Origin of the sequence: Caloramator quimbayensis, from assembly GCF_900167605.1 — a bacterium.
Classification (GTDB): Bacteria; Bacillota; Clostridia; order Clostridiales; family Caloramatoraceae; genus Caloramator_B; species Caloramator_B quimbayensis.
In genome coordinates this window covers 37484-59773 of the sequence record NZ_FUYH01000016.1, presented here as the reverse complement: position 1 = coordinate 59773, position 22290 = coordinate 37484, and the positions used below count along the sequence as shown (strand labels likewise).

The window sequence follows — 22290 nt, the reverse complement described above, 5'->3', positions numbered from 1 at the left end:
TTACTCACTTTTTTTAAAAATACAAAAGCCTGAGAGCCCTTGATAATCAACGGTTCTACAGGCTTTTTGCTTCTCGCAACTGTCAAAGATGAGATTTTAAACTTATAATAAATCAAAGTAAATTATAACATATATTTTATCTTCTATGTCAATAAAAAAACATTTTTATTCATAATCTAAAAACTAATTAATACTTTTTGAAATAACTTTTCCAATTACTTTAACTGATTTTAATGCTTCATCAAGGCTGTTCTCATTAGAGCCTACTTCGAGCAAGATAATTTTTGAAGATAAGTCCTGATTATATATTCCTTTTTTATACATTATTCCTCTCGAATAGTTTGGATATAAATATTCAAAAACCCCATTAACTTTTTTAGCAAAAACTTCACTTTTAGAATGATATTTATTATTTGTACCTACAACAAGCATTACCCTTGCATATTTTTCATTATTAATTATAGCTGTTGTACGATTTCTGCTGACATCTCCATCTCTATGAAGATCTATTATAATTTTTAGGCTTGGATATTTTTTAACATATTTTTGTATAGTTGGTCTTGACTTTGCATATGCACCTTCTCTTTTAGGAAGGTCATGTACAGTTGTATCATGTATTGTTGCTATACCATAAACATCCTGCAACTCCTTTTTTAATTCCTCACCAACCCTGCATACCCCTTTATCAGATTCAGTTGTATAGTTTTCGTTTGGTTTATTTTGAGGGTTATAATTTTCAGTTGTATGTGTATGATAAATAAGCACCAAAGGTTTTTTAGGATCAAGCTTTAGTTTTTTTACCGGTTCAGTTTTTGCTGGTATAACTTTCTGTTCTGTTTCTGTTTTGTTAGTATTGTTATTGCTGCTATTATTTTGATTAGTAGAATTATTATCGCTGTTTGTATTATTACCCTGCTCAGTATTATTTGATTGTTTATCGCTATTATTTGCAATATCCTCCTGAACAATTCTTGGTACAACAACAACTGGTCCATTTTCTTTGTTAGTTAAAGATGTGATATCTATCAATTCAAGCATTGGTATCTGAGAAGTTAAATAGCTTCTATTATTTGAAATATCAATACCTGTTAAATATTTAAATATTATTGATATTAATTCTTTTTTATCTTCTTCATAATCATTATAATCCATTGCTGTTTCTATATATGCATTTGATTTATCTATAATCCTTTCATATACCTGAAAAGAATCATATAAGCCTGCAGCTATGCTCGCAGGATAAATAATAGGAATTATTATTTTTATAAGAATATAAATACCAGCGATAAAAAAAATGATTTTTCCTATTATTTCATCTCTGTACATTCTGTTCATTCCCTCATCCCCTTTTGTGCTGAACATGAGAATATAGTTCTTTACATTATATGAAACGGGCATAAATTATATAACAAAAAAGCAGCCAAAGCTGCTTTTAAATCTTTAATGTATTTGAAAAATAATACTCTAAGTTAATGTACATATCTATTTACATCCTTAAGTTCAATTGCAGGATGCAGGCAGATATTAATACCATTTGCTATTATTTTTGACATGTCTTCAATAAGGCTGTCTATCTCTTTAGGGGTTACCATTAAATCTCCAATATAGGGATTTAATATTTCTCTTATCATGCCGTACTTTTCTTCTTTGTTCACTTTTTTGAGCATATTATAAAATTCTTTATTATCTTTACTCTGTTCAATTAAAGTATCTATCATCAAGTCTATAGTATCATTAGACATAGTAGCAGCATCAACTACTGTTGGAACTCCTATTGCAATAACAGGTATCCCAAGAGAATTTTGTGTGAGTTCCATCCTTTTATTTCCAACACCTGAACCTGGACTTATTCCCGTATTACCAAGCTGTATCGTAGATATAACCCTTTCCATTTTTCTCGACGAAAGAGCATCTATAGCAATTAATACATCCGGTTTTATTTTTTCAATTATTCCCTGAATTATTTCTGCGGTTTCTATGCCCGTTATTCCAAGTACACCTGGAGAAATTGCACAAACAGAATAAATACCTTCTTCGATTTGATCCGGCATATATTGTTTTAAATGCCTCGTAATCATAAGTTTTGATACAACTTTTGGCCCGAGGGAGTCTGGGGTAACGTTCCAATTTCCCAGTCCCACTATTAAAGCTGTCTGATTTTCTTTTAATTGTACTATTTTGCATAACTGTTTTGCTAAGGACTTGCTTAACTCATCATGAAAATCTGCATCATAATGTCTAATCTTAGGTACTTCCATAGTAATATAAGTTCCAACAGGTTTTCCTATTATTTTAGCCCCAACTTCATTTTCTATTTCCACCGTCGTAATTTTAATGCTATCTTTCTCCTCTTCAACATCAACCTTAACTCCAGGAACTTCTCTTTTATTAGATTTTTTATATATTTCTCTAGCTTCAACTGCAAGATCCGTCCTTATACTAAACATAACATTCCTCCTTTTTTATCTATTAAAAATATTTTTTCCAAATTATTTTATTACTAAACCAATAAATATAATATTTAATCCATATTTTACTTGAACTAAGTAAATATTAGTGTTATAATATCCCTTGTTAATGAAGAAACTCGTACGCAGATTCCCCACAATCTGCCCTTATATATTAATTTTGAAAAGGAGGGAAATAGATGGCAAATATTAAATCCGCAATAAAAAGAATACAAATTACAAAAATAAGAACAGAAAGAAATAAAATGGTTAAGTCTTCAATAAAGACAGCAATAAAGAAATTCGAAGCTGCTGTTGAAAAGGGAAATTATGATGAAGCAAAAGCTCTTTTATCTCAAGCTTCTCATTTAATAGATAAGGCTGCTGCTAAAGGAGTTATCCATAAGAACAATGCAGCAAGAAAGAAATCAAGACTTGCTATAAAGCTTAATAAAACAGCTGCAAATCAATAATTAATCTGCAAATAAAAACACCCTTTTGGGTGTTTTTTATTTGCATAATTCAACTATCAGCATTTCAAGTGCAAGATTTGGTGAAAGCTTTCCATTCTTTATATTAAAATCTGTTTCAAGACATATATCAAATGCTTTTTTTAATATTTTAAAATTTATGCTGTTTGACTGATTTATTAGATTTTTAAAAACAATATCATTTTTAATTTTTAATATATTTTTTATTTCGGAGTGATTTTTCCCAAGGAGCAGGTATCTTTTAACGTTATAAATCAATCTATATTGCCTTATTATCATAGAAAGTATTATAAGATGATTTTCTCCTTGAAACAATAACGAATTTAATATATTTTCAGCTATATCAGCATTTTTCTTTATAATAGCATCTATTAATTTAAAAATATTGCTCTCTATACTCTTTGAAGTTACAGCATCGATATGCTCCTTTGTTATAACTTTAACCTCTAATGCATATGCACAAATCTTATCCACTTCTACTTCAAGTTCATCTATTGATGAAATATCAGATGTTAAATATGCGATTTCAGCTTTTTTAATTTCTTTTCCTCTCTCTTTAAACATATCATATGCAACTTCTTCAAGTTCTTTAGATTTTAATAGTTTATATTGTACAAGATATCCTATGTTTTTTACAGAAGTAATAAATTTATTATTTAAATCAACATCATCCTCATAGGATATAAGAAGTATTATATTTTCTGGCAGATTTAAAATATAATTGTTTAAAAATGAATATGTATCCCTATATAACGCTTTGTCTATTACGTCATCATTATCTTTATAATTTGATTCAGTACTCGCTTTGTCTAAACTATTATCTTTTTTGCTTTTCTTAAAAAAATCAGGATTTTTTATATGAATCAATTTTCTATCAGAAAAAAACGGAAGAGTCTCACAAGAGTTTAATATAGAATCAGAATTAATTCCTTCACCTGATAAAGTTACCAAATTCATTTCAGGAAAAGACGATATTAAATCGTACATATTTTTGATGCTTTTTCTGATTAAATTTTTTTCTTGTCCACAAATAACATATACGCCTTTTTTATTTTCAGAAATACACTTTATAAAATCTTTATAAGTATTTATTATCATATTCATCACCTTAAAAATTATAATTTTCACCTAAAATAAATTTTATAGCCTTCTCCAAGGGTTTCAATAGTTATATTCCCGTATTCATCGGTTCTAAAAACTTTTATTCCTCTTTCTGTTAAAGCTTTTATTACCTTTTGTGATGGATGATTAAAGTTATTTTTACCAACGCTAATAATTGCAGTGGATATTTTACTGTTGTCAAGCATCTTATAACTTAAGGATTCTGCTGAACCATGATGAGGTATCTTTACGACATCGAACTGTCCCAAAATATTATCCATAACATCCCTTTGTGCATCGGCAGTTAAAAGCATTGAATATTTTTTATATTTTACATTCATAACAAGACAGGTTTCGTTGCCATTTAAAGTATTATCTTTTTCTGCATCAGGATAAAGTATATCTATTATTAAATCCTTTATTTTTATTCTATCACCTGATGACAATTCAACAAAATCATATTTATTATCCTCAGGATTTTTATATGTTAAGAGACTATCAACATTAAAATTTTTAATAATATATTCAAGCCCTCCTGCATGGTCTGAATGCATATGGGTTAAAATCAAAAGATTAATTTTATTATATCCGCATCTTTTTATATATGGTACTACTACATCTTTCGCAGCACAATAATCCATAAAAGCTGGTCCTGTATCTATTAATATAGAGTATCTTTCAGGAGTTTCAATAAATATACTGTCTCCCTGTCCCACGTTTAGGAAATGAATTTTTAATAATGGAGGATGATAAAACAAACTAAAAATTATACAAAATGCAAATAAATACTTTATTAAATTTAAATATATATTTTTTATCTTTATTTTTACAAGTTTGAAAGTAAGAATAATAAAAGCATAATAAAGTATTATAAATGTTAAACTGGGTCTTCCTGTTGTCCATATTAAGTTTATTTTAGTTAAAATTTTTACAATATTTATAAATAAACCGCCTAAATATAAAACTGGATAAAAAATAAAATCGACTTTAATAATAACATAAATTATTGTGGTAATAAAGCTGAATACTGTAAGCAACGCAATAAAGGGAGATATCAAAATATTTACTACAACTGATATTAATGATATATATCCATTATACCAGATAACAATAGGAAAAGTTGCTAAAAAAGCAGACAATGCAACCGAAATCTCATCTTTAAATAATTTTAATTTTTCAGGAATTATATCTTTGATTTTCCCATCTAACACAATAATTCCGTAAGTAGCAGAGAATGAAAGTAAAAAACCTGCGTTATATATAAAGTAACTATTAAAAATAAGCATTATATATCCAGCGATTGTCAGTATACTTAAAGAATCATTCATTCTATTTAAAATTTTAGAAGTTGTAACCAAAACAATTAATAAAAAGGCTCGTATAATAGATGGCTGAAAGCCTGAAAGAAATGTATAAATTAAACAAAATATAATGCTTATAGAATACCTAAGCTTAGACGGAGCATTTCTTAAAATAAACTTTATAAAATAAAATATTATGCCTATATTAAAACCCGATACGGCAAGTATATGAGATATTCCAAGCTGATTAAAATTTTCTCTGTCTTCATAACTCATATCATCATCATACCCAAATATAAGGCCGCAAATAAATGATCCTCCAACATTGTCCATACTTAAAAGTTTATCAATAATTCTATATTTGACTCTAATAGGTATAGTTATAATGTTATTTCTTTTTGTTTTCTGAATCTCATAATTATAACAATTAACATAAGCATTTATGCTATATGCATTCATTATTAGATTTTTATAATATGGTTTATTTTTTATCTCTCCCGTAAACTTTATATAATCTCCAGCATTAATATCTTTCTTTCCATATACTTTAAGCTGAATTCTATAATTGCAATCAAAATTTTTTACTATATAGCTTTCTCTGTTTTTCTCAACAACGAAACCTTCTAAAATATTTAAGGATTTTATAATTTTATATTTATTATTATAAATATTTCCATGAACATATGCTGCTGTAATACCAATTATAAAAAAAGCAGCAATAAAAATTCCAAGCCATTTTTTCTTTTTATATATCATAAAAAACAGTGCAGATAATACTGCACCTAAATAAAAAAAGTTTCTGCTACTATAAAATAAAATTCCTAAAATAAAAAATGGATATAAATAAAGAGCAAGTCTTTTCATTTAAAACACCCTTAATATATTACATCTCTCTATGATTATTATCTAAATAGTGTAAATTAGCATTTATATTTACTATATGAGCATTTTTATTATGATGAATTTCTATATCATCAGGTTTTCCATCATCATGATGATATTTTAAATAGTTTTGAAGTATTTCAGCTGCAGAATCTCTCGTCAAACTTTCATAGGAATTGAAATAATCATCTTCAGGGATTTGAATTGTTATTTCATAGATATCATTTTTTTTAATCCTTTTTTCTAGTACATTATTATACACACAATCACCTCTTTATTATTTTTTCCATATTTTTAATCATTAAATCATAACAATAAAAAAAACTGCCATTTACACGGCAGTATAATATATAGGTCTATCTATTTATTTTTAACTTAAACATAATTCCTGATTTTTCAGCAGCAAGCAATATTGGAATAGCAACTGCTGCGCTGACTCCTCCCTGTATTAAATTTGCAGGAACGTTGGGATAAGCTGTACCGACTCCAAACATAAAATATTCATAAATAAAATAGCCCAGCACCATCCATAGTGCAGAAAGGATTGAGGCAACGACAATAGACTGGGATTTTAAATTGCCCTCTTTATCCTTTTTAACTAACATAGCAAGTATTAATCCTTCAATACCTTTAATTATAAAAGTAGCAGGTGCATATATAAAATAGCCGCCTAAAATATCAGCAAAGGCAGAACCCAGTCCTCCTGCGGCAAAACCTATTTTTCTTCCAAGAATTGCTGCAGTAATAAAAATCATAATATCTCCAAAATTGATATAACCCATCTTCGGGGATGGTATCCTTATTATCATCGTAGCTACTGTAACCAGCGCTATAGCCATTGCTGTATAGACAATATTTTTTATTTTGCTTTTTTCATTTACCATTTTTTATTCCCCCTTATTGTATCGATACATTGTTTATATCTAATCTTCAAATAAATAATAATCATTTTTAGGGTTTTGTCAATACTTTTTTATGGTCTTATTTATATTCAAATGGAAAAAACCTTTATCCATTTATGTTGGATAAAGGTCTTATTAATTAAGATTTCTTATTATAAATTTTTATTATCTTCAGTTTTGTTATCTTCAAATTCAATTCCTACTTCTTCCTTCAAATCTTTTTTATAAAACTTCTTTATTATTAATGGTAAAATAGATAGTAAAATCAAAAACACAATAGATAAAATAAACTGACTCGAATAAATGTTATGAAGGGAACTGCCAAAATTGCTATACACAAATGTTCCTGGAATTATACCTATTATTGTGCCCGCACTATATTTTAAAATATCAATATCAGAAAGTCCGCATATATAGCTTACAACATCACAGGGAAGAATCGGTATTACTCTCATAAGGAATGTAACTGTAAATCCTTTTTCACGAAATTTGCTATCTATTTTCTTGAACTTCCCATTTAATAAGCTTTCAACCCACTTTCTTCCCCAATATCGTGCCAAATAATATGCTATAATTGAACCTATAGTGCTTCCAACTACCGTATAAATTGTCCCTTTAAGAGAACCAAAAAGCAGTCCGCCAAGCACAGAAAATAATCCTATAGGCAATAAAATAATAGGTCTTATTATACAGAGCAATAAAAAAATAATTGGTGCAAGTTTTCCATAGGACTCAACAATTCTTTCTACATTTGATATATCATATAGTTTAAAATATACAACAACAACTACTACTATAATAATAAAAGTAATTAATGTTATAATTTTTCTATAATTAATTTTATTATCTTCCATTTAAAGTCCTTCCATATCTTTATATTTAATAGTCATTTAATTCTTTCAAAAAACTTCTTTTATTTTCAGTAATTTGTTCATAAGTTAAAGGATCGATAGCACCTTTTTTTAGTAATTCATCAGCATAATTTAAAAAAAACTGAATAAGTTCAGCAAGCTGTTGTTTATTATTCATATTATCACCAGCTTATAATTTTTATTTTCTTTTTTATAAATAATAATATTCTTCTAAAAAAGGAGATGGGTTTAAAGTCCTCAGTTGAATATAATTTATATTCGTAAATTTCTCCTGTAGTTGTATTTTTAACAACAACCTTTCCTATCTCATCCCCCTTCCTTATTTTCTTTGTCATGTTGTTATTTAAAACTGCATTTTTTTCTATAACTTCACCATTTTTTTTTAAAATAAACTTATCGTTATCAGTTCTTCCTTCCACATATCCATTCTTATACATTTCACTTCTAAATTTAAAAATTTCATTTTTATCTATTGTTTTTATAAATTCATAATTTTTTTCACCATATTCTAAAATTTTTTTACTATCTTTTATTCTATCAGCTTCTGTGTCTGCTCCTAAAACTACTGCAATTATCCTAAAATCTTTATGATTTTTATCCTTTGAATTTACTTTTTCTGTTGATAAAAGACAATACCCCGCTTTATCTGTATGACCAGTTTTTATGCCATCAACTTCTTTTTTTATATTTAGTAATTTATTAGTATTTTTATATTTAGTATTTTTGTAAACCCATTCTTTTTTAGATGTAATCTCTATAATTTCTGGGTATTCCTTTAAAAGGTTTCTTGCTAATATTGCTGTTTCCATTGCTGTTGTATAATTCTCAGTTATTTTTTTATCCTTTTCTTTAAGGCCGGTAGGATTTATATAAAAAGTATTTTTAAGGCCTATTTCTTTAGCCTTTTCATTCATAGCATCCGAGATATCTTTTCCTGTAAGATTCTTATAAAATTCCCCTAACTGAAGGGCACTATCGTTTGCTGAATGAATGAGCATTGAATTAATGAGTTCATTTATAGTTATTCTTTCCCCTTTTCTAAATCCTGCTCTTGTAGCATCTGATGGAATGGCATAGCTGTTTGCAGTAATGATTTCACTTACTTTAATTCCCTTTTCTTTTAGCAAATCCATTAAAACATAATATGTCATTATTTTGGTAATAGATGCCTCATTTAAAATCCTATCTTTGTTTTTATCATAAAGTATCCTGCCCGTACTATATTCCATTAATACAGCAGCTTTTGAATTTAAATCTATCTGCTCCTGCGCAAACGCTTTAATATTAGATAAAAAAAATATAAATAGTATAATTATAAATATTTTTCTTTTCATCTTTACACTCCAATTTTAATTTTAGCAATATTTTCCTAAATAATCAATACTAAAAAGTTATAAAAGTCTCCTGATTTTGAAATCAGGAGACTTTTTTTATTTAGCTTACAACTTCTATTGATTCTTTATTAACTAATAGACCTTTAATTGCCTTTGTAGGACATTTTAATGCACAGGCATTACACTGAGTGCATTTTTCATAATCAATTTTAGCAAGATTGTTCTCAAATATTATTGCTCCAAACTGACATGCTCTTTCACACATCCTACAGCCAATACATCCTACAGCACAATTATCCTTAACATCTTTTCCTTTGTCCTTTGAATTACACATAACTCTTACTTTATTGTCTACAGGAACTATTTCAATAAGTCCCTTAGGGCAGGTCTTTACACATTTACCACAACTTGTACATTTGTTTTCATCAATAACTGCAACACCATTAACAATGCTTAATGCTCCAAATTCACATACCTTTACACAGCTTCCAAGACCAAGGCATCCATAGGAACATCCCTTATAGCCTCCCCCTGAAAGTAGAGCTGCATCTCTACAGTCAGCTATACCTGTGTATTCATATTTATTCTTTGCATTGCTGCATGTTCCATTACATTTAACAAAGGCAGCTTTTCTAACTGATGCATCCACTTTAAGTCCAAGAACCTCACCTATTTTTTTTGCAGTCTCCGAACCTCCTACAGGACATGCATTTGGTGCAGCTTCACCTTCAACCATAGCCTTTGCACAGGCATCACATCCCGCATATCCACAACCTCCGCAGTTTGCTCCTGGAAGAATGTCCCTTATTACAGGAACACGCGGGTCAACCTCTACTGCAAATTTCTTTGAAGCATATCCTAAAAGGGAGCCAAAAACTATTCCGAGCCCTCCTAAACTAATCATAGGAAATAAAATATTATTTAAGCTCATTTAATCACCCCCTATTTTATAAGTCCTTGGAATCCAAGGAACGCTATTGACATTAATCCTGCTGTAATTAGTGATATAGGAAATCCTTTTAGTGCAAGAGGCATACTTTCGTTGTTGTCTATTCTCTCTCTAATACCTGCAAGAAGAACTATAGCAAGAAAATATCCGAGGGCCGCCCCTACACCGTTTGCTATAGATTCTATGAAATTATAATTTTCATTCATGTTAATAACCGCAACCGCAAGAACAGCACAGTTTGTTGTTATAAGAGGAAGATATATTCCAAGAGCTTTATATAATGCTGGACTTGTCTTTTGGATTACCATTTCAACAAACTGAACAAGTGCTGCAATAACTAATATAAAAGCAACTGTATACAGATATTTTATGTCTAATGGCACTAATATAAAGTGATATACAACATATGATATTATTGATGCTAAAGCCATAACAAATGTAACTGCAAGTCCCATACCAAAGGCTGTTTCTGTCTTTTTAGATACTCCGAGAAATGAACATATTCCAAGGAATCTTGAAAGAACGAAATTATTTATGAGAATTGCACTAAAAAGTATAATAAATATTCTCATTTTTTCTCACCATCCTCACTTTGCTTATTCCTTTATTTTGAATCACATTTTCCGCAAAGTCCGCAGCCTGCACATCCTGGTTCAACAAGCTTTGGCGCCTCTCCATCCTTTGCATTTTTAATTCTATATAAATTTATAAGCGCCATTAATATTCCAAGAGTAAAGAATGCACCAGGTGCAAGTATCATAATTATGGCTGGTTTATATGACATAGGCATAACTTGGAATCCAAATACTTTTCCTGTACCAAGAAGTTCTCTTATTGTACCAAGAATAGTAAGTGATAAAGCAAATCCGAGTCCCATTCCAAGTCCATCAAACATTGAAGCAAAAACTCCATTCTTTGATGCATATGCTTCCGCTCTTCCAAGAATTACACAGTTAACAACTATAAGAGGTATGAATATACCAAGAGACTTATAAAGCCCTGGTACAAATCCCTGAAGTAAAAACTGAATAAGTGTAACAAAGGAAGCAATAACGACTATATAAGCAGGTATTCTTATTTTTGAAGGAATAAGTTTTCTAATAATAGAAATTGCTATATTAGAAGCTACAAGAACTGCAGTTGTAGCAAGTCCCATTCCTATCCCGTTTGTTGCACTCGTAGTAACAGCAAGTGTTGGGCACATTGCAAGAACCTGTACAAATATTGGATTTTCTTTAAAAATACCATTTTTTAATCTTTCTAAAGCCACCTTCATCACTTGCTTCCTCCTTTCAAATTAGAGGTATAAAAATTAATTGCCTCATTTACGCCTTTTGTTACTGCTTTAGAAGTAATAGTAGCGCCTGTGATAGCCTGTATCTGATTTGGTTTTGATGCAGTACCTTTAACTACTTCCAAAGGAGGATTTATTGCCTTATCCTTATATTGTCCTGAAAACTCTTTGCTTGGTGCATTTGCTCCAAGTCCTGGAGTTTCTGAATGAGATAATATTTTTATACCGCTTACTTTTCCGTCAGTTGATATTCCAACCATCATTTCTATCATTCCGCCATAGCCCTTTGGTGTTACTTTAATTGCATATCCTACAACATCATTTCCTTTTTTGCCTTCATTAACTTCTTTAACTATGCTTCCATCAGGTATTGCTGCATCTAATTTATTAAACTGATCTGCCATTGGGAGTATTTCTCTCATAGCTTCATTATTTGCTTTTATTGCCTGCTGTGCAATTGGTTCTTTAGTAATTGAGTAAGCCCATCCAAGAAGGCATCCAGCTATCGCTGTAACTATTAAAAGTATAGCACCAGGTTTTAAATTTTCCTTCATTTACTTCACCTCCCCAAATACCTTTGGAGCCGTATACTTGTCTATAATCGGCACGAATAAGTTCATAATAATTATTGAATAGGAAACTCCTTCTGGATAACCGCCATATATACGAATTATTGATGTTAAAAGTCCGCATCCTATTCCCATTATTATTTGTCCTAATGGAGTTATAGGTGATGTAGAGTAATCAGTTGCCATAAATATAGCCCCAAGCATAAGTCCACCTGCAAATACTTCATATACAGGATTTCCTGACATGAATCCATGTCTTCCCAATATTCCCATTAATACAAATACTGTTCCGATATAGGTAACTGGTATTCTCCATGATATTACTCTCTTATATAGAAGATATAATCCTCCAATAATAAGAGCAAGAGCTGAAGTTTCTCCAATACATCCTCCAACGTGACCTATAAAAACATCAAATAATGATGGAAGTGCTGTGCCTCCTTCTTTTAATATTCCGAGAGGTGTTGCGCTTGATACTCCATCAACAGCCCATGAAGTCATCTGTACTGGCCATGATGCGAGTAAAAATGCTCTTGCAGCAAGAGCTGGGTTCATGAAGTTTTGTCCAAGACCTCCGAAAAACTGTTTAACTATAATTATTGCAAATATACCACCAACTACTGGAATCCAAAGCGGAACTGTAGGTGGAAGGTTAAATGCAAGTAAAAGTCCCGTTACAGCAGCGCTGTAGTCTCCTATAGTCACCTTTTGTTTTGTTAGTTTTTGCCATACATATTCTGAAAGAACACATGATGCAACAGATGCAATCATTACAAGCAATGCTTGAATTTTAAAGAAATAAACACCTGCAGCTGCAGCTGGAAGCAGCGCTATTACAACATCTCTCATAATCCCCTTAACAGTATCGTTTGAGCGAATATGAGGGGAAGATGAGACCGTAAATTTCATTTCAGCCATAATATCCCTCCTATTTTAGCTTTTCTTTCTATTTGCAATTACTGTTCTCTTAGCAGTTCGGAAAGATTGAACAAGATGTCTCTTTGCCGGACATACAAATGAACAGCTTCCGCACTCTATGCAGTCCATACCATGAAGTTTTTCAAACTGCTCTAAATCATTTCTTAAGGCAAAGGAATTTAATGCTGCCGGAAGTAAATTCATTGGGCAGGCTTCAACACATTTTCCGCATCTAATACAATTAGATTCTTCTGGTATTGCAGCTTCTTCTTCTGTTAAACAAAGTATTGCAGAAGTACCTTTAACAACAGGTATATCGATTGAGAAAACTGCGATTCCCATCATAGGACCTCCTGCTATTATCTTTGCAGGTTCCTTTTTAAATCCTCCACAAGCTTCTATAAGTTCTCTAAAGGACATTCCGAGCCTTACATTTAGATTTTTAGGCTCAGTTATAGCCCCACCAGTTACAGTTACAATTCTTCTCATAAGAGGTCTTCCTCTTAATACAGCTCTTTCTATTGCAACCATAGTTTCAACGTTTTGAACTATACAACCAACATCTGCTGGAAGCTTTCCGGATGGAACTTCCCTCTTTGTTATTGCATAGATAAGCTGCTTTTCTGCTCCTTGAGGATATTTAGTTTTTAGTACCTTAACTTCTATATTTTTTTCATCTTTAACAACTTTCTTAACAGCCTCAACAGCATCCATTTTATTGTCTTCTATACCTATATATCCCTTTGCCTCTGGGAACATATGAAGAACAATCTTTAATCCATCAACAACCCTTTGAGTTTCTTCAAGTAAAACCCTATGGTCGGACGTTAAAAATGGCTCACATTCTGCTGCGTTAACAATAATAGAATCAATTTTCTTATCAGGGGGAGGGGACAGCTTTACATGAGTTGGGAATCCAGCTCCACCCATTCCAACAATTCCTGCTTCTTGAATTATCTTTATAAGCTCATCTTTAGAAAGGTTTTTATAATCCTCTCTTTTTTCCATACCTTCAGCTTTTTCGTAAAGTCCATCGTTTTCAACTATAACTGAAAGTATCTTTGAACCATTAGGATGAAGTACAGGTGCAACATCTTTAACAGTTCCTGATACACTGCTGTGTATTGGAGCTGAAACAAATCCCTTAGCTTCACCTATTTTTTGTCCAAGTAATACTCTATCTCCTTTTTTAACAATAGGTTCACAGGGTGCACCAATATGCTGTATCATTGGATAAACAAGAATCTGTTTTGGTAATAAATATTCAATTGGCTTATGCTCTGTAAGGTGTTTCCTATGAGGTGGATGTACACCTTTTTTAAATGTTAGAATGCTCATAATTTAACCTCCATTCTATTTATGAAATGAAGTCCATATTGTGTCATATAAATTTTTATTACTGACATTACTCGACCATACTTAATTATTTTATATTATTCTTTACAACTTTGCAACAATGTTAATTTATTAACTTAGCATGAATATTGTGTTATATTTATGCGTTTTTATTTATATATATATATGTATTAACGTTATTACTTTCATTATTCTTCTTCTGTTTCAAAATAAAAAACAAAAGCTACCATAATCATCATTAAAAAACATATATTTTTGTTTATTTATAAAATAATTAATCTATAATAATCATAAATATATAATAAAATATTTTTTAAATTTTATTTTTAATCTAAATATGCAGTAATAGTAAATAAAAAAGGCTATAAATACTTAAATTAAAGTATTTATAACCTCAAATGTTCTGCATTTTTCTTTGAAAGGTTTTTCAAATTCCATTTCTGCATCTTAAAAGTAAAATTAAAAGAACAAATTTCTCCTAACCCTTCTTTACTCTTATAAAGCCTTTCTACCGCCTTCAATTACCTGTATCTTAATATCATGTCTATCAACTTTGTCTGATATTTCATCTAATTTCATCTAATTTCATTTCAATTCTTTTAATACTTTCTGTATTTTGAGCATAACCATCGTATAATGTTTTCTTAGTTTCATTTAACTCATTTTCTAATTTTAAAAAGCTCTGCCTCATTTCTATATGTAAAGCTTCAAATCGTCCTGCAATATCAGAATACATCTTTTCTTGACTGCCTTTTAAATCAGCATACATCTTTTCCATTAATTCAAATAATTTTTCATTATCCATCTTATCTCCTCCAGTAAATTTATTATACCATTTAAGAGAAGTATGAGAAAGGACTATTTTTCTTTTATATTTAAGGTCTTTTTTATATAAATACAAAAAAAGAATTGCAATTGCTTTTATAACAATTGAATTCTTTGATTTTGATTATTTTTGGCGGGAGTATGTGGGAATCGAACCCACCCGTCGTGGTCTCAGCACGGCAACACGGTTTTGAAGACCGGCAGGCACACCAGCACCTATCTACTCCCAAAGATGACGATATATATTCTATCATATAATTATTATATTATCAAATACATTATTTGGAACTTATTATTTTTTTTAATATAAAACTCTTTTATCTTCTAATCTTTTTGTAAATTTTACTGTATCAAAATGTTCCAATAATGCAACTGCATATTTTCTGCTACTGCCTATTTTATCTCTAAATTCTCCGAGGGTAATAAATCCATTATTTTCAATAATATTGCGAATTAAATTTTTTGCTTCTTCATAATTCTCTTTAGTCAAATACATTTCTTCATTTATTTTTATGATTTTATCCATATCTACTAAGGATGCAAAAACCATTTTAGCTGATTTTTCTTCTTTTCCAAAACCCTTAAGCATATCTTCGGCCTTTGGAGGTTGAAAATGTGCTTCCTCAAATTTTTTTATAATTTCCTCTTTTATCTTCTCTTGTTTATCATCAAATTTTATCTCAAATCCCTTCAGCCAAATATAATTTTCACTTAAATCGATAGTATCTTCCTTTAATAAAAGCAGCAATTCATCGTATAATCTCTGTTTGATATTTTTCCCAAATAATTTAACTTTAAACTCTTCTTTAGGCATTCCTGCTTTTAAAGGATTTAAACCATGATAATCTTTAAGAAGTTTTGACGCATTTTCCTTTTGATGTTCTATATATTTTATATGTATATATACATTTCCGTCTCCGCTTTTAATTTCGAATATTTTACCTTTATTTATCAAATCACTTATAATATCTTCGGCATTTAATACTCCTTTACCAGAAAGTTTTATGATATCTTCTTTTTTTGGGAAAACGTTGCTGAATTTTTCTATAGTTTTTTCTACTACTTCTGATGGATTTCCTTTTTCTTTTAAAAGCAGCTCTTCAATTACTTTTTTATCATTTATTTTATGCTTTGCAGCATTAGGTTCAAGTATTGTCCCTCCTCCAATCGTATGCATTGGAGAGTAACTTCTTATAACGTATTTATCTCCCCTCCTTGCTGCAATGCTTCCCTCAAGCCTTATCTGAATTAGAGCAGTATCACCAGGGTTTACAATTTCTTTATCGAGTATTATAACCCTTCCTAATATCTCGGAGGTTCCATGATATAGTCTTATTCTATCTCTGTTTTTTAAAGGCTTTTCAGCATCCTTTAAATATTTTAATCTGCAATCTATAATCAAGGAACTTTCCATAGCTCCAACCTTTGATAGTACATCTCCTCTTTGTACTTCATCAGTTTTTACCCCGGATAGATTTACTGCTACTCTTTGCCCTGCACCAGCTTCCTTTACTGATTCTTCATGAACTTGTATACTTCTTATTTTTGTTTTTATTCCCTTGGTATATATTTCACACAAGTCTCCCTCTTTAATCGTACCTGAAATAAGCGTACCCGTAACAACAGTACCAAATCCGCTTATTGTAAATACTCTGTCTATTGGAAGCCTAAAATCAGTCACAACATCCCTATCTTCAATTTCCTGTGTCATTTCATCTATTGTTTTCGTTAATATGTCAAGTCCATCACCATTTATCGATGAGACAGGAATAATTGGAGCCTCCTTTAAAAATGTTGAGCCTAAGTATTTTTTAATATCGTCAGCTATCATTTTAAGCCATTCATCATCAACCATATCCTTTTTAGTAATAACAACAATACCTTTTTTAATGTCTAAAAGTTCGAGTATATTTACATGCTCTACTGTCTGAGGCATTACTCCTTCATCTGCTGCAATAACAAGCAGAACAACATCAATGCCTCCAACACCAGCAAGCATGTTTTTTATAAATCTTTCATGCCCAGGGACATCTACTATACCTGCCCTTTTACCTGAAGGCAAATCAAAATATGTAAATCCGAGGTTAATAGATATTCCTCTCTCTTTTTCTTCCCTTAGCGTATCTGTATCCCTTCCAGTTAAAGCTTTTATAAGCGTAGTCTTACCATGGTCTATATGACCTGCGGTACCAATTACGATATGCTGCATAATATCACTCCTGAGAAATCTTATATAATGAATCTGCTATAATTTTATATTCTTCTTCAAATAACGTTCTAACATCGAACAACATTCTGTCTTTGTAGATTCTTCCAATTATTGGCACATCGAGACTTCTTAATAGGTAATCCATTTTTTCCAATGACATATTCAATGGTTTTATTGCAACAACATAGGTCTCAAGGTTCTCAAGAGGCATTGCTCCGCCTCCAACCTGCGAAAATTCCTTTATTATTTCAACTTCACAAAAATCTTTCAATCTTGATTTGAGCATCTTTGATAGTTTCTGGGCGCTTTTTCTTAAAGTTTCAATATCGAGGGTTAACATTCTAAGCACTATTATTTCATTTATTGCAGTGCTTTCATCCAAATAAAGTCTTAATGTCGCTTCAAGGGCTGCAAGAGTCATTTTATCTATTCTAAGTGCGCGAGTAAGCTGATTTTTTTTCATTTTATCTATATACTTTTTCTTTCCAGCTATAATTCCTGCCTGAGGTCCTCCAAGCATTTTATCACCACTGAAGGTTACAACATCTATTCCTTTTTTAATGCTCTCCTGAACAGTGGGTTCATAGGTCAGACCATATTTAACCATATCTATAAAAACGCCGCTTCCTATATCCTCAACAACAGGTATATCATATTTTTTCCCAAGTTGCATTAAATCCTCAATTGAAACTTCCTCAGTAAAACCAAGTATTTTATAATTGCTCTGATGAACTTTTAATATTACTCCTGTATTATCGTTTATCGCATTTTCATAGTCATAAAGATGTGTTCTGTTAGTAGTTCCAACCTCAACTAATCTCGCACCGCTTTGTTCCATAACAGCAGGAACTCTGAAAGATCCTCCTATTTCAACGAGCTGCCCCCTTGAAACTATTGCCTCCTTACCTTTTGAGAGCGTTGAAAGGACAAGCATAACCGCTGCAGCGTTATTGTTTACTACCATTGCAGCTTCGGCACCAGTTATTTTACATATAAGTTCTTCCACGTGGCTGTATCTTGAACCCCTTACACCCTTTTCAAGGTCAAACTCCAGATTGCTGTATCTCGAAGCAGCATTTATAACCGCATCAATCGCTGATTTTGATAGAACTGCTCTGCCAAGATTTGTATGCAAAACAGTACCTGTTGCATTTATTACCCTTTTAAGATGCATGGAACTTTTTTTCTTTACTTTTATTAAAACATCATTAACGATGTCCTCATATTCAAAACTTTTCAATTCTCCACTTAATATTTTTTTTCTATATTCATCAATCGTTTCTCTTACCGATTCTAAAACAATATTTCTTGAAACATCCTTTATAGAAATAATATTTATATCATTTAATAGTACATCAACCTTTGGCAAATATGAAAGTAATTCTCTACTTTCCATTAAATATTGCTCCTTCCTTAAGTTTACTCAACGTATATTCTTTTTTCTTTATACTCTTTTACATATCCAGCAACAAAAGCATTTATTCCTGAATTTTTCAGCTCGTCTAATAGTTTTAATCCATCTTTCTCTGGAAGCGAGTATAAAAGTCCTCCTGAAGTTTGTGGATCCACCAAAATGTCTATAATGTATTCTTCATCTATTAAAACTTTTAATTCCTTTTCAATATGCTTTTTGTTTCTATAGGCTCCTCCTGGAATAATTCCCATCATTGCATAATCCTTTGTACCAGTTATATATGATATATTCTCACTGATAATGTGTATAGAAACATCGCTTCCCTCTGCCATCTCGAGAGCATGGCCTAAAAGTCCAAAGCCTGTTATATCTGTACATGCATTAATATCGTATTTCGATGCAACCTCTGCTGCATATTTATTTAATGTAGACATAATTTTTATAGCTTCATCGATTTCATTTTTACTTGCAAGTTCCCCTTTGATTGCAGTATTAATAATTCCAGTTCCCAAGGGTTTTGTTAGAATAAGTATATCCCCCGGTTTTGAATTGGCATTAGGCAAAACCTTATTTGGATGCACAATACCCATTACTGATAAACCATATTTAGGAACTTTATCATCTATAGTATGTCCTCCTGCAATTACTGCTCCAGCCTCAATAACCTTGTCTGCTCCTCCTTTTAAAATTTCGCCAAGAATTTTCATATCCATGCAGGAAGGAAAACATACAACGTTCATTACAAGCACAGGTTTCCCTCCCATTGCATAAACATCGCTTAAGGAGTTAGTAGCGGCTATCTGGCCAAACATATATGGATCATCAACTATTGGAGTAAAAAAGTCAATAGTTTGAATAATCGCTGTGTTATCATCGATTTTATAAACAGCAGCATCATCTGATGTATCTATTCCAACCATTAGTTTTTCATCAAAAGTTTTAGGTAAATTGCACAGAACCTGTGCAAGGGCATCTGGCCCTATTTTAGCTGCTCATCCTGAGGCTTCTGTCATCTGAGTAAGTCTTACACCGTCTATCATAAAATCACCTCTTATTATAAATAAACTTACAAGCTTATTTTATATGACTTGGATAGATTCTTCAATATCAATAAACGGATATTTTATCTTTTATATTTTCAAACATCTTATCCCCAATTCCACTTACCTTTTTAATATCCTCAATTCTTTTAAATGGTCCATTTTTATTTCTAAAATCTATAATTCTTTCAGCAAGAGAATCACCTATTCTTGGAAGAGTTTTTAACTGTTCTTTATCTGCAGTATTTATATTTATTTTATTTGATAAATTAATTTGAATATTAGTTTGAATCGAAGATGATGAAGACTGAGTACTTTCAACTTTTATATAGTCTTCATCCTTAAGTTTCATCGCAAGATTAATTGAATTTTTATCTGCCCTTTCTGTAAATCCCCCTGCAAGTTCAACAGCCTTTTCCGCTCTATCTCCATTTTTAAGGGAATATACTCCGGGTTTTTTAACCTCACCCGTAATATAAACCTTTATATCATCCATTTTCTCAATATTTTCTTCTTTGCTTATAGCTTTTTCATTCATAACTTCAATTTTTGAAGCGTTTTTATTTTTGAAATATGAAAAAGATAAAGTAAATATTAAAATTAAACTAAATACTAAAATCCCTATTTTTTCTCGCCTTGTTAAATCCATAAATATCACCATATAGAATTTTTTACATATATATAAGTTTTTAAACCCATAAAACTGTATATTGATGATTTTTTTTGATATAATAAAAAAAGCACAATAAAAAGGAGGCTTTACATGTTTAAAAAATTAATTTCATTTATGATTATTTTTTTAATACTTTTTTATCCCCTAAAATCTTATGCGGATAATTTAGATGTTTCTGCAAGGGGATGTTTGCTTATGGATTTAGACTCAGGAAAAATTCTTTACAGTAAAAATATAAATCAAAGGTTTGCCCCTGCAAGTACAACAAAAATCATGACTGCCATTATTACTCTTGAAAAATGCAATCTTGATGAAAAAGTCGTTGTTGGAAAAAAACCTCCCTATGAAGAGGGGAGCAAAATATATCTGCTTGAAGGAGAAGAACTTACAATAGAGCAGCTTCTTTATGCAATGATGTTAGAATCCGCTAACGATGCAGCTCTATGCCTTGCAGAGTATATTTCTGGTTCAAAAGAAAATTTTGCTCAGCTTATGAATCAAAAAGCAATAGAGCTTGGCTGTAAAAATACTAATTTCGTTAATCCAAACGGTCTTTATGATGATAATCATTATACCTGTGCTGAAGATCTTGCAATTATTGCAAGATATGCTATGGAAAATCCTATTTTCAAAAAAATAGTTGCAACAAAATCCTATCAAATACCTCCAACAAATAAGCAGCCACAGATTAGATACTTACACAATCATAATAAACTTTTAACAACCCGAGGATATAAATATGAAGGTGCAGATGGAGTAAAAACAGGTTATACTATAAAAGCAAATCATACTTTTGTAGGCTCAGCGACTAAAAACAATATGCATCTTCTTACAGTGTTTTTAAACAGCGATAAAAACTATTATGCTGACTCAAAAAAGCTATTCGATTATGGTTTTAAAAATTACACTACAAAAAAAATACTTAGTAAAGATGAACCTTTCTCGCAAATCAATATCGACAGCAATACTTCAATACCTGTTTTTTGTGAAAAAGACTATTATGTTACTTATAAAAATTCAGAAAATATTAATGTAGATAAAAATGTTGTATTGGATAGTTCTTTTAAATCAATTAAGAAAGGACAAGTAGTTGGATATGTTGAATTATCCTATAACAATAATAAAGATAAAATAAATCTTATAGCTGAAAAGGATTATGATGGAGGAATGTATCAAATTCAGTCAAATAAAAATGGAGATTATAAAAAAGTTATACCTAAAAAATATATCTATATTCCTGTATTCACATTTATAGGGCTTTTTCTATCGAGAGGTTTTTATATTAAATATAAAAAGAAGGTCAGAAAAATCTGACCTTTAATTTTCTTTAATTACTGCAACAGCCTCAATTTCAACCATAGCATCCTTAGGAAGCTTTGCTACCTGAACTGCTGATCTTGCAGGCATTTTATCTGTAAAATATGTAGCATAAACCTCATTAACTGCTGCAAAGTCATTCATGTCCTTTAAAAATACTGTTGTTTTAACAACATTTTCAAGTCCTGTTCCTGCTGCTTCAAGGACTGCCTTTACATTTTCAAGGGATTGTTTTGCTGCAGATTTTATATCGCTTGTTACAAGTTCTCCGTTTTCAGGATTTATTGGAACTTGTCCTGAAGTGAACACAAAATTTCCTGCTTTAATAGCCTGTGAATAAGGTCCTATTGCTGCAGGAGCATTTTTTGTGCTTATTACTACTTTTTCCATTTAGAA

23 protein-coding genes and 1 tRNA gene are annotated in these 22290 nt (G+C 30.7%); 2 read left to right on the top strand and 22 right to left on the bottom strand.

What is annotated here, in order from left to right; all coding sequences use genetic code 11:
• Positions 1–183 precede the first annotated feature (183 nt).
• Positions 184–1335: a stage II sporulation protein P gene (gene spoIIP / locus B5D15_RS10660; RefSeq protein WP_179122270.1), complete on the bottom strand. Its 1152-nt coding sequence runs from the start codon at positions 1333–1335 to the stop codon at positions 184–186.
• A 134-nt stretch (positions 1336–1469) separates the two neighbouring features.
• Entirely contained in the window at positions 1470–2447 is a 978-nt protein-coding gene (gpr, locus tag B5D15_RS10655; protein ID WP_078697114.1) for a GPR endopeptidase, read from the bottom strand.
• A 200-nt stretch (positions 2448–2647) separates the two neighbouring features.
• Here gpr and rpsT point away from each other — a divergent pair, with 200 nt between their 5' ends.
• Positions 2648–2920 (top strand): 30S ribosomal protein S20, encoded by a 273-nt coding sequence (rpsT, locus tag B5D15_RS10650; RefSeq protein ID WP_078697113.1) that lies wholly within the window; start codon positions 2648–2650, stop codon positions 2918–2920.
• Positions 2921–2956: 36 nt separating this feature from the next.
• Here the strand turns inward: rpsT and holA are convergent, their stop codons facing one another.
• The 19 genes from holA to B5D15_RS10565 form a co-directional block, all read right to left on the bottom strand.
• A complete protein-coding gene (gene holA, locus B5D15_RS10645) occupies positions 2957–4036 on the bottom strand; it encodes a DNA polymerase III subunit delta (protein ID WP_179122269.1) in 1080 nt (359 codons plus the stop codon).
• A gap of 26 nt (positions 4037–4062) precedes the next feature.
• Positions 4063–6204: a DNA internalization-related competence protein ComEC/Rec2 gene (locus tag B5D15_RS10640; RefSeq protein WP_078697111.1), complete on the bottom strand. Its 2142-nt coding sequence runs from the start codon at positions 6202–6204 to the stop codon at positions 4063–4065.
• A 19-nt stretch (positions 6205–6223) separates the two neighbouring features.
• Complete coding sequence (locus B5D15_RS10635; RefSeq protein WP_078697110.1) at positions 6224–6484, bottom strand: hypothetical protein; 261 nt, start codon at positions 6482–6484, stop codon at positions 6224–6226.
• A 94-nt stretch (positions 6485–6578) separates the two neighbouring features.
• The gene (locus tag B5D15_RS10630; protein WP_078697109.1) at positions 6579–7106 is read right to left on the bottom strand and encodes an ECF transporter S component; all 528 of its coding nucleotides are present in this window, start codon (positions 7104–7106) and stop codon (positions 6579–6581) included.
• A 170-nt stretch (positions 7107–7276) separates the two neighbouring features.
• Positions 7277–7978, bottom strand: a complete 702-nt coding sequence (locus B5D15_RS10625; RefSeq protein WP_078697108.1) for a TVP38/TMEM64 family protein — start codon at positions 7976–7978, stop codon at positions 7277–7279.
• Between the two features lie 25 nt (positions 7979–8003).
• Positions 8004–8153, bottom strand: coding sequence for a hypothetical protein (locus B5D15_RS15465; protein ID WP_179122268.1), 150 nt, complete (start codon positions 8151–8153; stop codon positions 8004–8006).
• A 4-nt stretch (positions 8154–8157) separates the two neighbouring features.
• Entirely contained in the window at positions 8158–9330 is a 1173-nt protein-coding gene (locus B5D15_RS10620) for a D-alanyl-D-alanine carboxypeptidase family protein (RefSeq protein ID WP_078697107.1), read from the bottom strand.
• A gap of 100 nt (positions 9331–9430) precedes the next feature.
• Positions 9431–10261 carry an RnfABCDGE type electron transport complex subunit B gene (locus B5D15_RS10615; protein WP_078697106.1) on the bottom strand — a complete coding sequence of 277 codons (831 nt, stop codon included), beginning with the start codon at positions 10259–10261 and terminating at the stop codon, positions 9431–9433.
• An 11-nt stretch (positions 10262–10272) separates the two neighbouring features.
• Positions 10273–10851 (bottom strand): electron transport complex subunit RsxA, encoded by a 579-nt coding sequence (gene rsxA, locus B5D15_RS10610; protein ID WP_078697105.1) that lies wholly within the window; start codon positions 10849–10851, stop codon positions 10273–10275.
• A 32-nt stretch (positions 10852–10883) separates the two neighbouring features.
• Positions 10884–11555 (bottom strand): electron transport complex subunit RsxE, encoded by a 672-nt coding sequence (gene rsxE / locus B5D15_RS10605; protein ID WP_078697104.1) that lies wholly within the window; start codon positions 11553–11555, stop codon positions 10884–10886.
• Positions 11555–12127 carry an RnfABCDGE type electron transport complex subunit G gene (locus B5D15_RS10600; RefSeq protein ID WP_078697103.1) on the bottom strand — a complete coding sequence of 191 codons (573 nt, stop codon included), beginning with the start codon at positions 12125–12127 and terminating at the stop codon, positions 11555–11557. The genes rsxE and B5D15_RS10600 overlap by 1 nt, the downstream gene beginning before the upstream one ends.
• Entirely contained in the window at positions 12128–13060 is a 933-nt protein-coding gene (locus B5D15_RS10595; RefSeq protein WP_078697102.1) for an RnfABCDGE type electron transport complex subunit D, read from the bottom strand.
• Between the two features lie 15 nt (positions 13061–13075).
• Entirely contained in the window at positions 13076–14398 is a 1323-nt protein-coding gene (gene rsxC, locus B5D15_RS10590) for an electron transport complex subunit RsxC (protein ID WP_078697101.1), read from the bottom strand.
• Between the two features lie 583 nt (positions 14399–14981).
• A complete protein-coding gene (locus B5D15_RS10585; RefSeq protein WP_078697100.1) occupies positions 14982–15221 on the bottom strand; it encodes a hypothetical protein in 240 nt (79 codons plus the stop codon).
• 151 nt (positions 15222–15372) lie between these two features.
• Positions 15373–15469, bottom strand: a tRNA-Sec gene (locus B5D15_RS15460).
• 73 nt (positions 15470–15542) lie between these two features.
• Positions 15543–17450, bottom strand: a complete 1908-nt coding sequence (gene selB / locus B5D15_RS10580) for a selenocysteine-specific translation elongation factor (RefSeq protein ID WP_078697099.1) — start codon at positions 17448–17450, stop codon at positions 15543–15545.
• A gap of 4 nt (positions 17451–17454) precedes the next feature.
• A complete protein-coding gene (gene selA, locus B5D15_RS10575; RefSeq protein ID WP_078697098.1) occupies positions 17455–18846 on the bottom strand; it encodes an L-seryl-tRNA(Sec) selenium transferase in 1392 nt (463 codons plus the stop codon).
• Between the two features lie 23 nt (positions 18847–18869).
• On the bottom strand, positions 18870–19904 hold the full coding sequence (selD, locus tag B5D15_RS10570) for a selenide, water dikinase SelD (protein WP_078697097.1): 1035 nt from the start codon (positions 19902–19904) through the stop codon (positions 18870–18872).
• Between the two features lie 67 nt (positions 19905–19971).
• Positions 19972–20553 carry a ComEA family DNA-binding protein gene (locus tag B5D15_RS10565; protein WP_143287288.1) on the bottom strand — a complete coding sequence of 194 codons (582 nt, stop codon included), beginning with the start codon at positions 20551–20553 and terminating at the stop codon, positions 19972–19974.
• A 114-nt stretch (positions 20554–20667) separates the two neighbouring features.
• Between B5D15_RS10565 and B5D15_RS10560 the strand changes: the two genes are divergently transcribed.
• Positions 20668–21891, top strand: coding sequence for a D-alanyl-D-alanine carboxypeptidase family protein (locus tag B5D15_RS10560; RefSeq protein WP_078697095.1), 1224 nt, complete (start codon positions 20668–20670; stop codon positions 21889–21891).
• A gap of 3 nt (positions 21892–21894) precedes the next feature.
• Here B5D15_RS10560 and B5D15_RS10555 read toward each other — a convergent pair whose 3' ends face one another.
• Positions 21895–22284: a RidA family protein gene (locus tag B5D15_RS10555; protein WP_078697094.1), complete on the bottom strand. Its 390-nt coding sequence runs from the start codon at positions 22282–22284 to the stop codon at positions 21895–21897.
• Positions 22285–22290: the final 6 nt, after the last annotated feature.

Bases quoted from the DNA above. Each gene is read 5' to 3' on its own strand.
- spoIIP (WP_179122270.1), bottom strand. From the start codon at position 1,335: ATGAACAGAATGTACAGAGATGAAATAATAGGAAAAATCATTTTTTTT.
- gpr (WP_078697114.1), bottom strand. From the start codon at position 2,447: ATGTTTAGTATAAGGACGGATCTTGCAGTTGAAGCTAGAGAAATATAT.
- rpsT (WP_078697113.1), top strand. From the start codon at position 2,648: ATGGCAAATATTAAATCCGCAATAAAAAGAATACAAATTACAAAAATA.
- holA (WP_179122269.1), bottom strand. From the start codon at position 4,036: ATGATAATAAATACTTATAAAGATTTTATAAAGTGTATTTCTGAAAAT.
- B5D15_RS10640 (WP_078697111.1), bottom strand. From the start codon at position 6,204: ATGAAAAGACTTGCTCTTTATTTATATCCATTTTTTATTTTAGGAATT.
- B5D15_RS10630 (WP_078697109.1), bottom strand. From the start codon at position 7,106: ATGGTAAATGAAAAAAGCAAAATAAAAAATATTGTCTATACAGCAATG.
- B5D15_RS10625 (WP_078697108.1), bottom strand. From the start codon at position 7,978: ATGGAAGATAATAAAATTAATTATAGAAAAATTATAACATTAATTACT.
- B5D15_RS15465 (WP_179122268.1), bottom strand. From the start codon at position 8,153: ATGAATAATAAACAACAGCTTGCTGAACTTATTCAGTTTTTTTTAAAT.
- B5D15_RS10620 (WP_078697107.1), bottom strand. From the start codon at position 9,330: ATGAAAAGAAAAATATTTATAATTATACTATTTATATTTTTTTTATCT.
- B5D15_RS10615 (WP_078697106.1), bottom strand. From the start codon at position 10,261: ATGAGCTTAAATAATATTTTATTTCCTATGATTAGTTTAGGAGGGCTC.
- rsxA (WP_078697105.1), bottom strand. From the start codon at position 10,851: ATGAGAATATTTATTATACTTTTTAGTGCAATTCTCATAAATAATTTC.
- rsxE (WP_078697104.1), bottom strand. From the start codon at position 11,555: ATGAAGGTGGCTTTAGAAAGATTAAAAAATGGTATTTTTAAAGAAAAT.
- B5D15_RS10600 (WP_078697103.1), bottom strand. From the start codon at position 12,127: ATGAAGGAAAATTTAAAACCTGGTGCTATACTTTTAATAGTTACAGCG.
- B5D15_RS10595 (WP_078697102.1), bottom strand. From the start codon at position 13,060: ATGGCTGAAATGAAATTTACGGTCTCATCTTCCCCTCATATTCGCTCA.
- rsxC (WP_078697101.1), bottom strand. From the start codon at position 14,398: ATGAGCATTCTAACATTTAAAAAAGGTGTACATCCACCTCATAGGAAA.
- B5D15_RS10585 (WP_078697100.1), bottom strand. From the start codon at position 15,221: ATGGATAATGAAAAATTATTTGAATTAATGGAAAAGATGTATGCTGAT.
- selB (WP_078697099.1), bottom strand. From the start codon at position 17,450: ATGCAGCATATCGTAATTGGTACCGCAGGTCATATAGACCATGGTAAG.
- selA (WP_078697098.1), bottom strand. From the start codon at position 18,846: ATGGAAAGTAGAGAATTACTTTCATATTTGCCAAAGGTTGATGTACTA.
- B5D15_RS10565 (WP_143287288.1), bottom strand. From the start codon at position 20,553: ATGGATTTAACAAGGCGAGAAAAAATAGGGATTTTAGTATTTAGTTTA.
- B5D15_RS10560 (WP_078697095.1), top strand. From the start codon at position 20,668: ATGTTTAAAAAATTAATTTCATTTATGATTATTTTTTTAATACTTTTT.
- B5D15_RS10555 (WP_078697094.1), bottom strand. From the start codon at position 22,284: ATGGAAAAAGTAGTAATAAGCACAAAAAATGCTCCTGCAGCAATAGGA.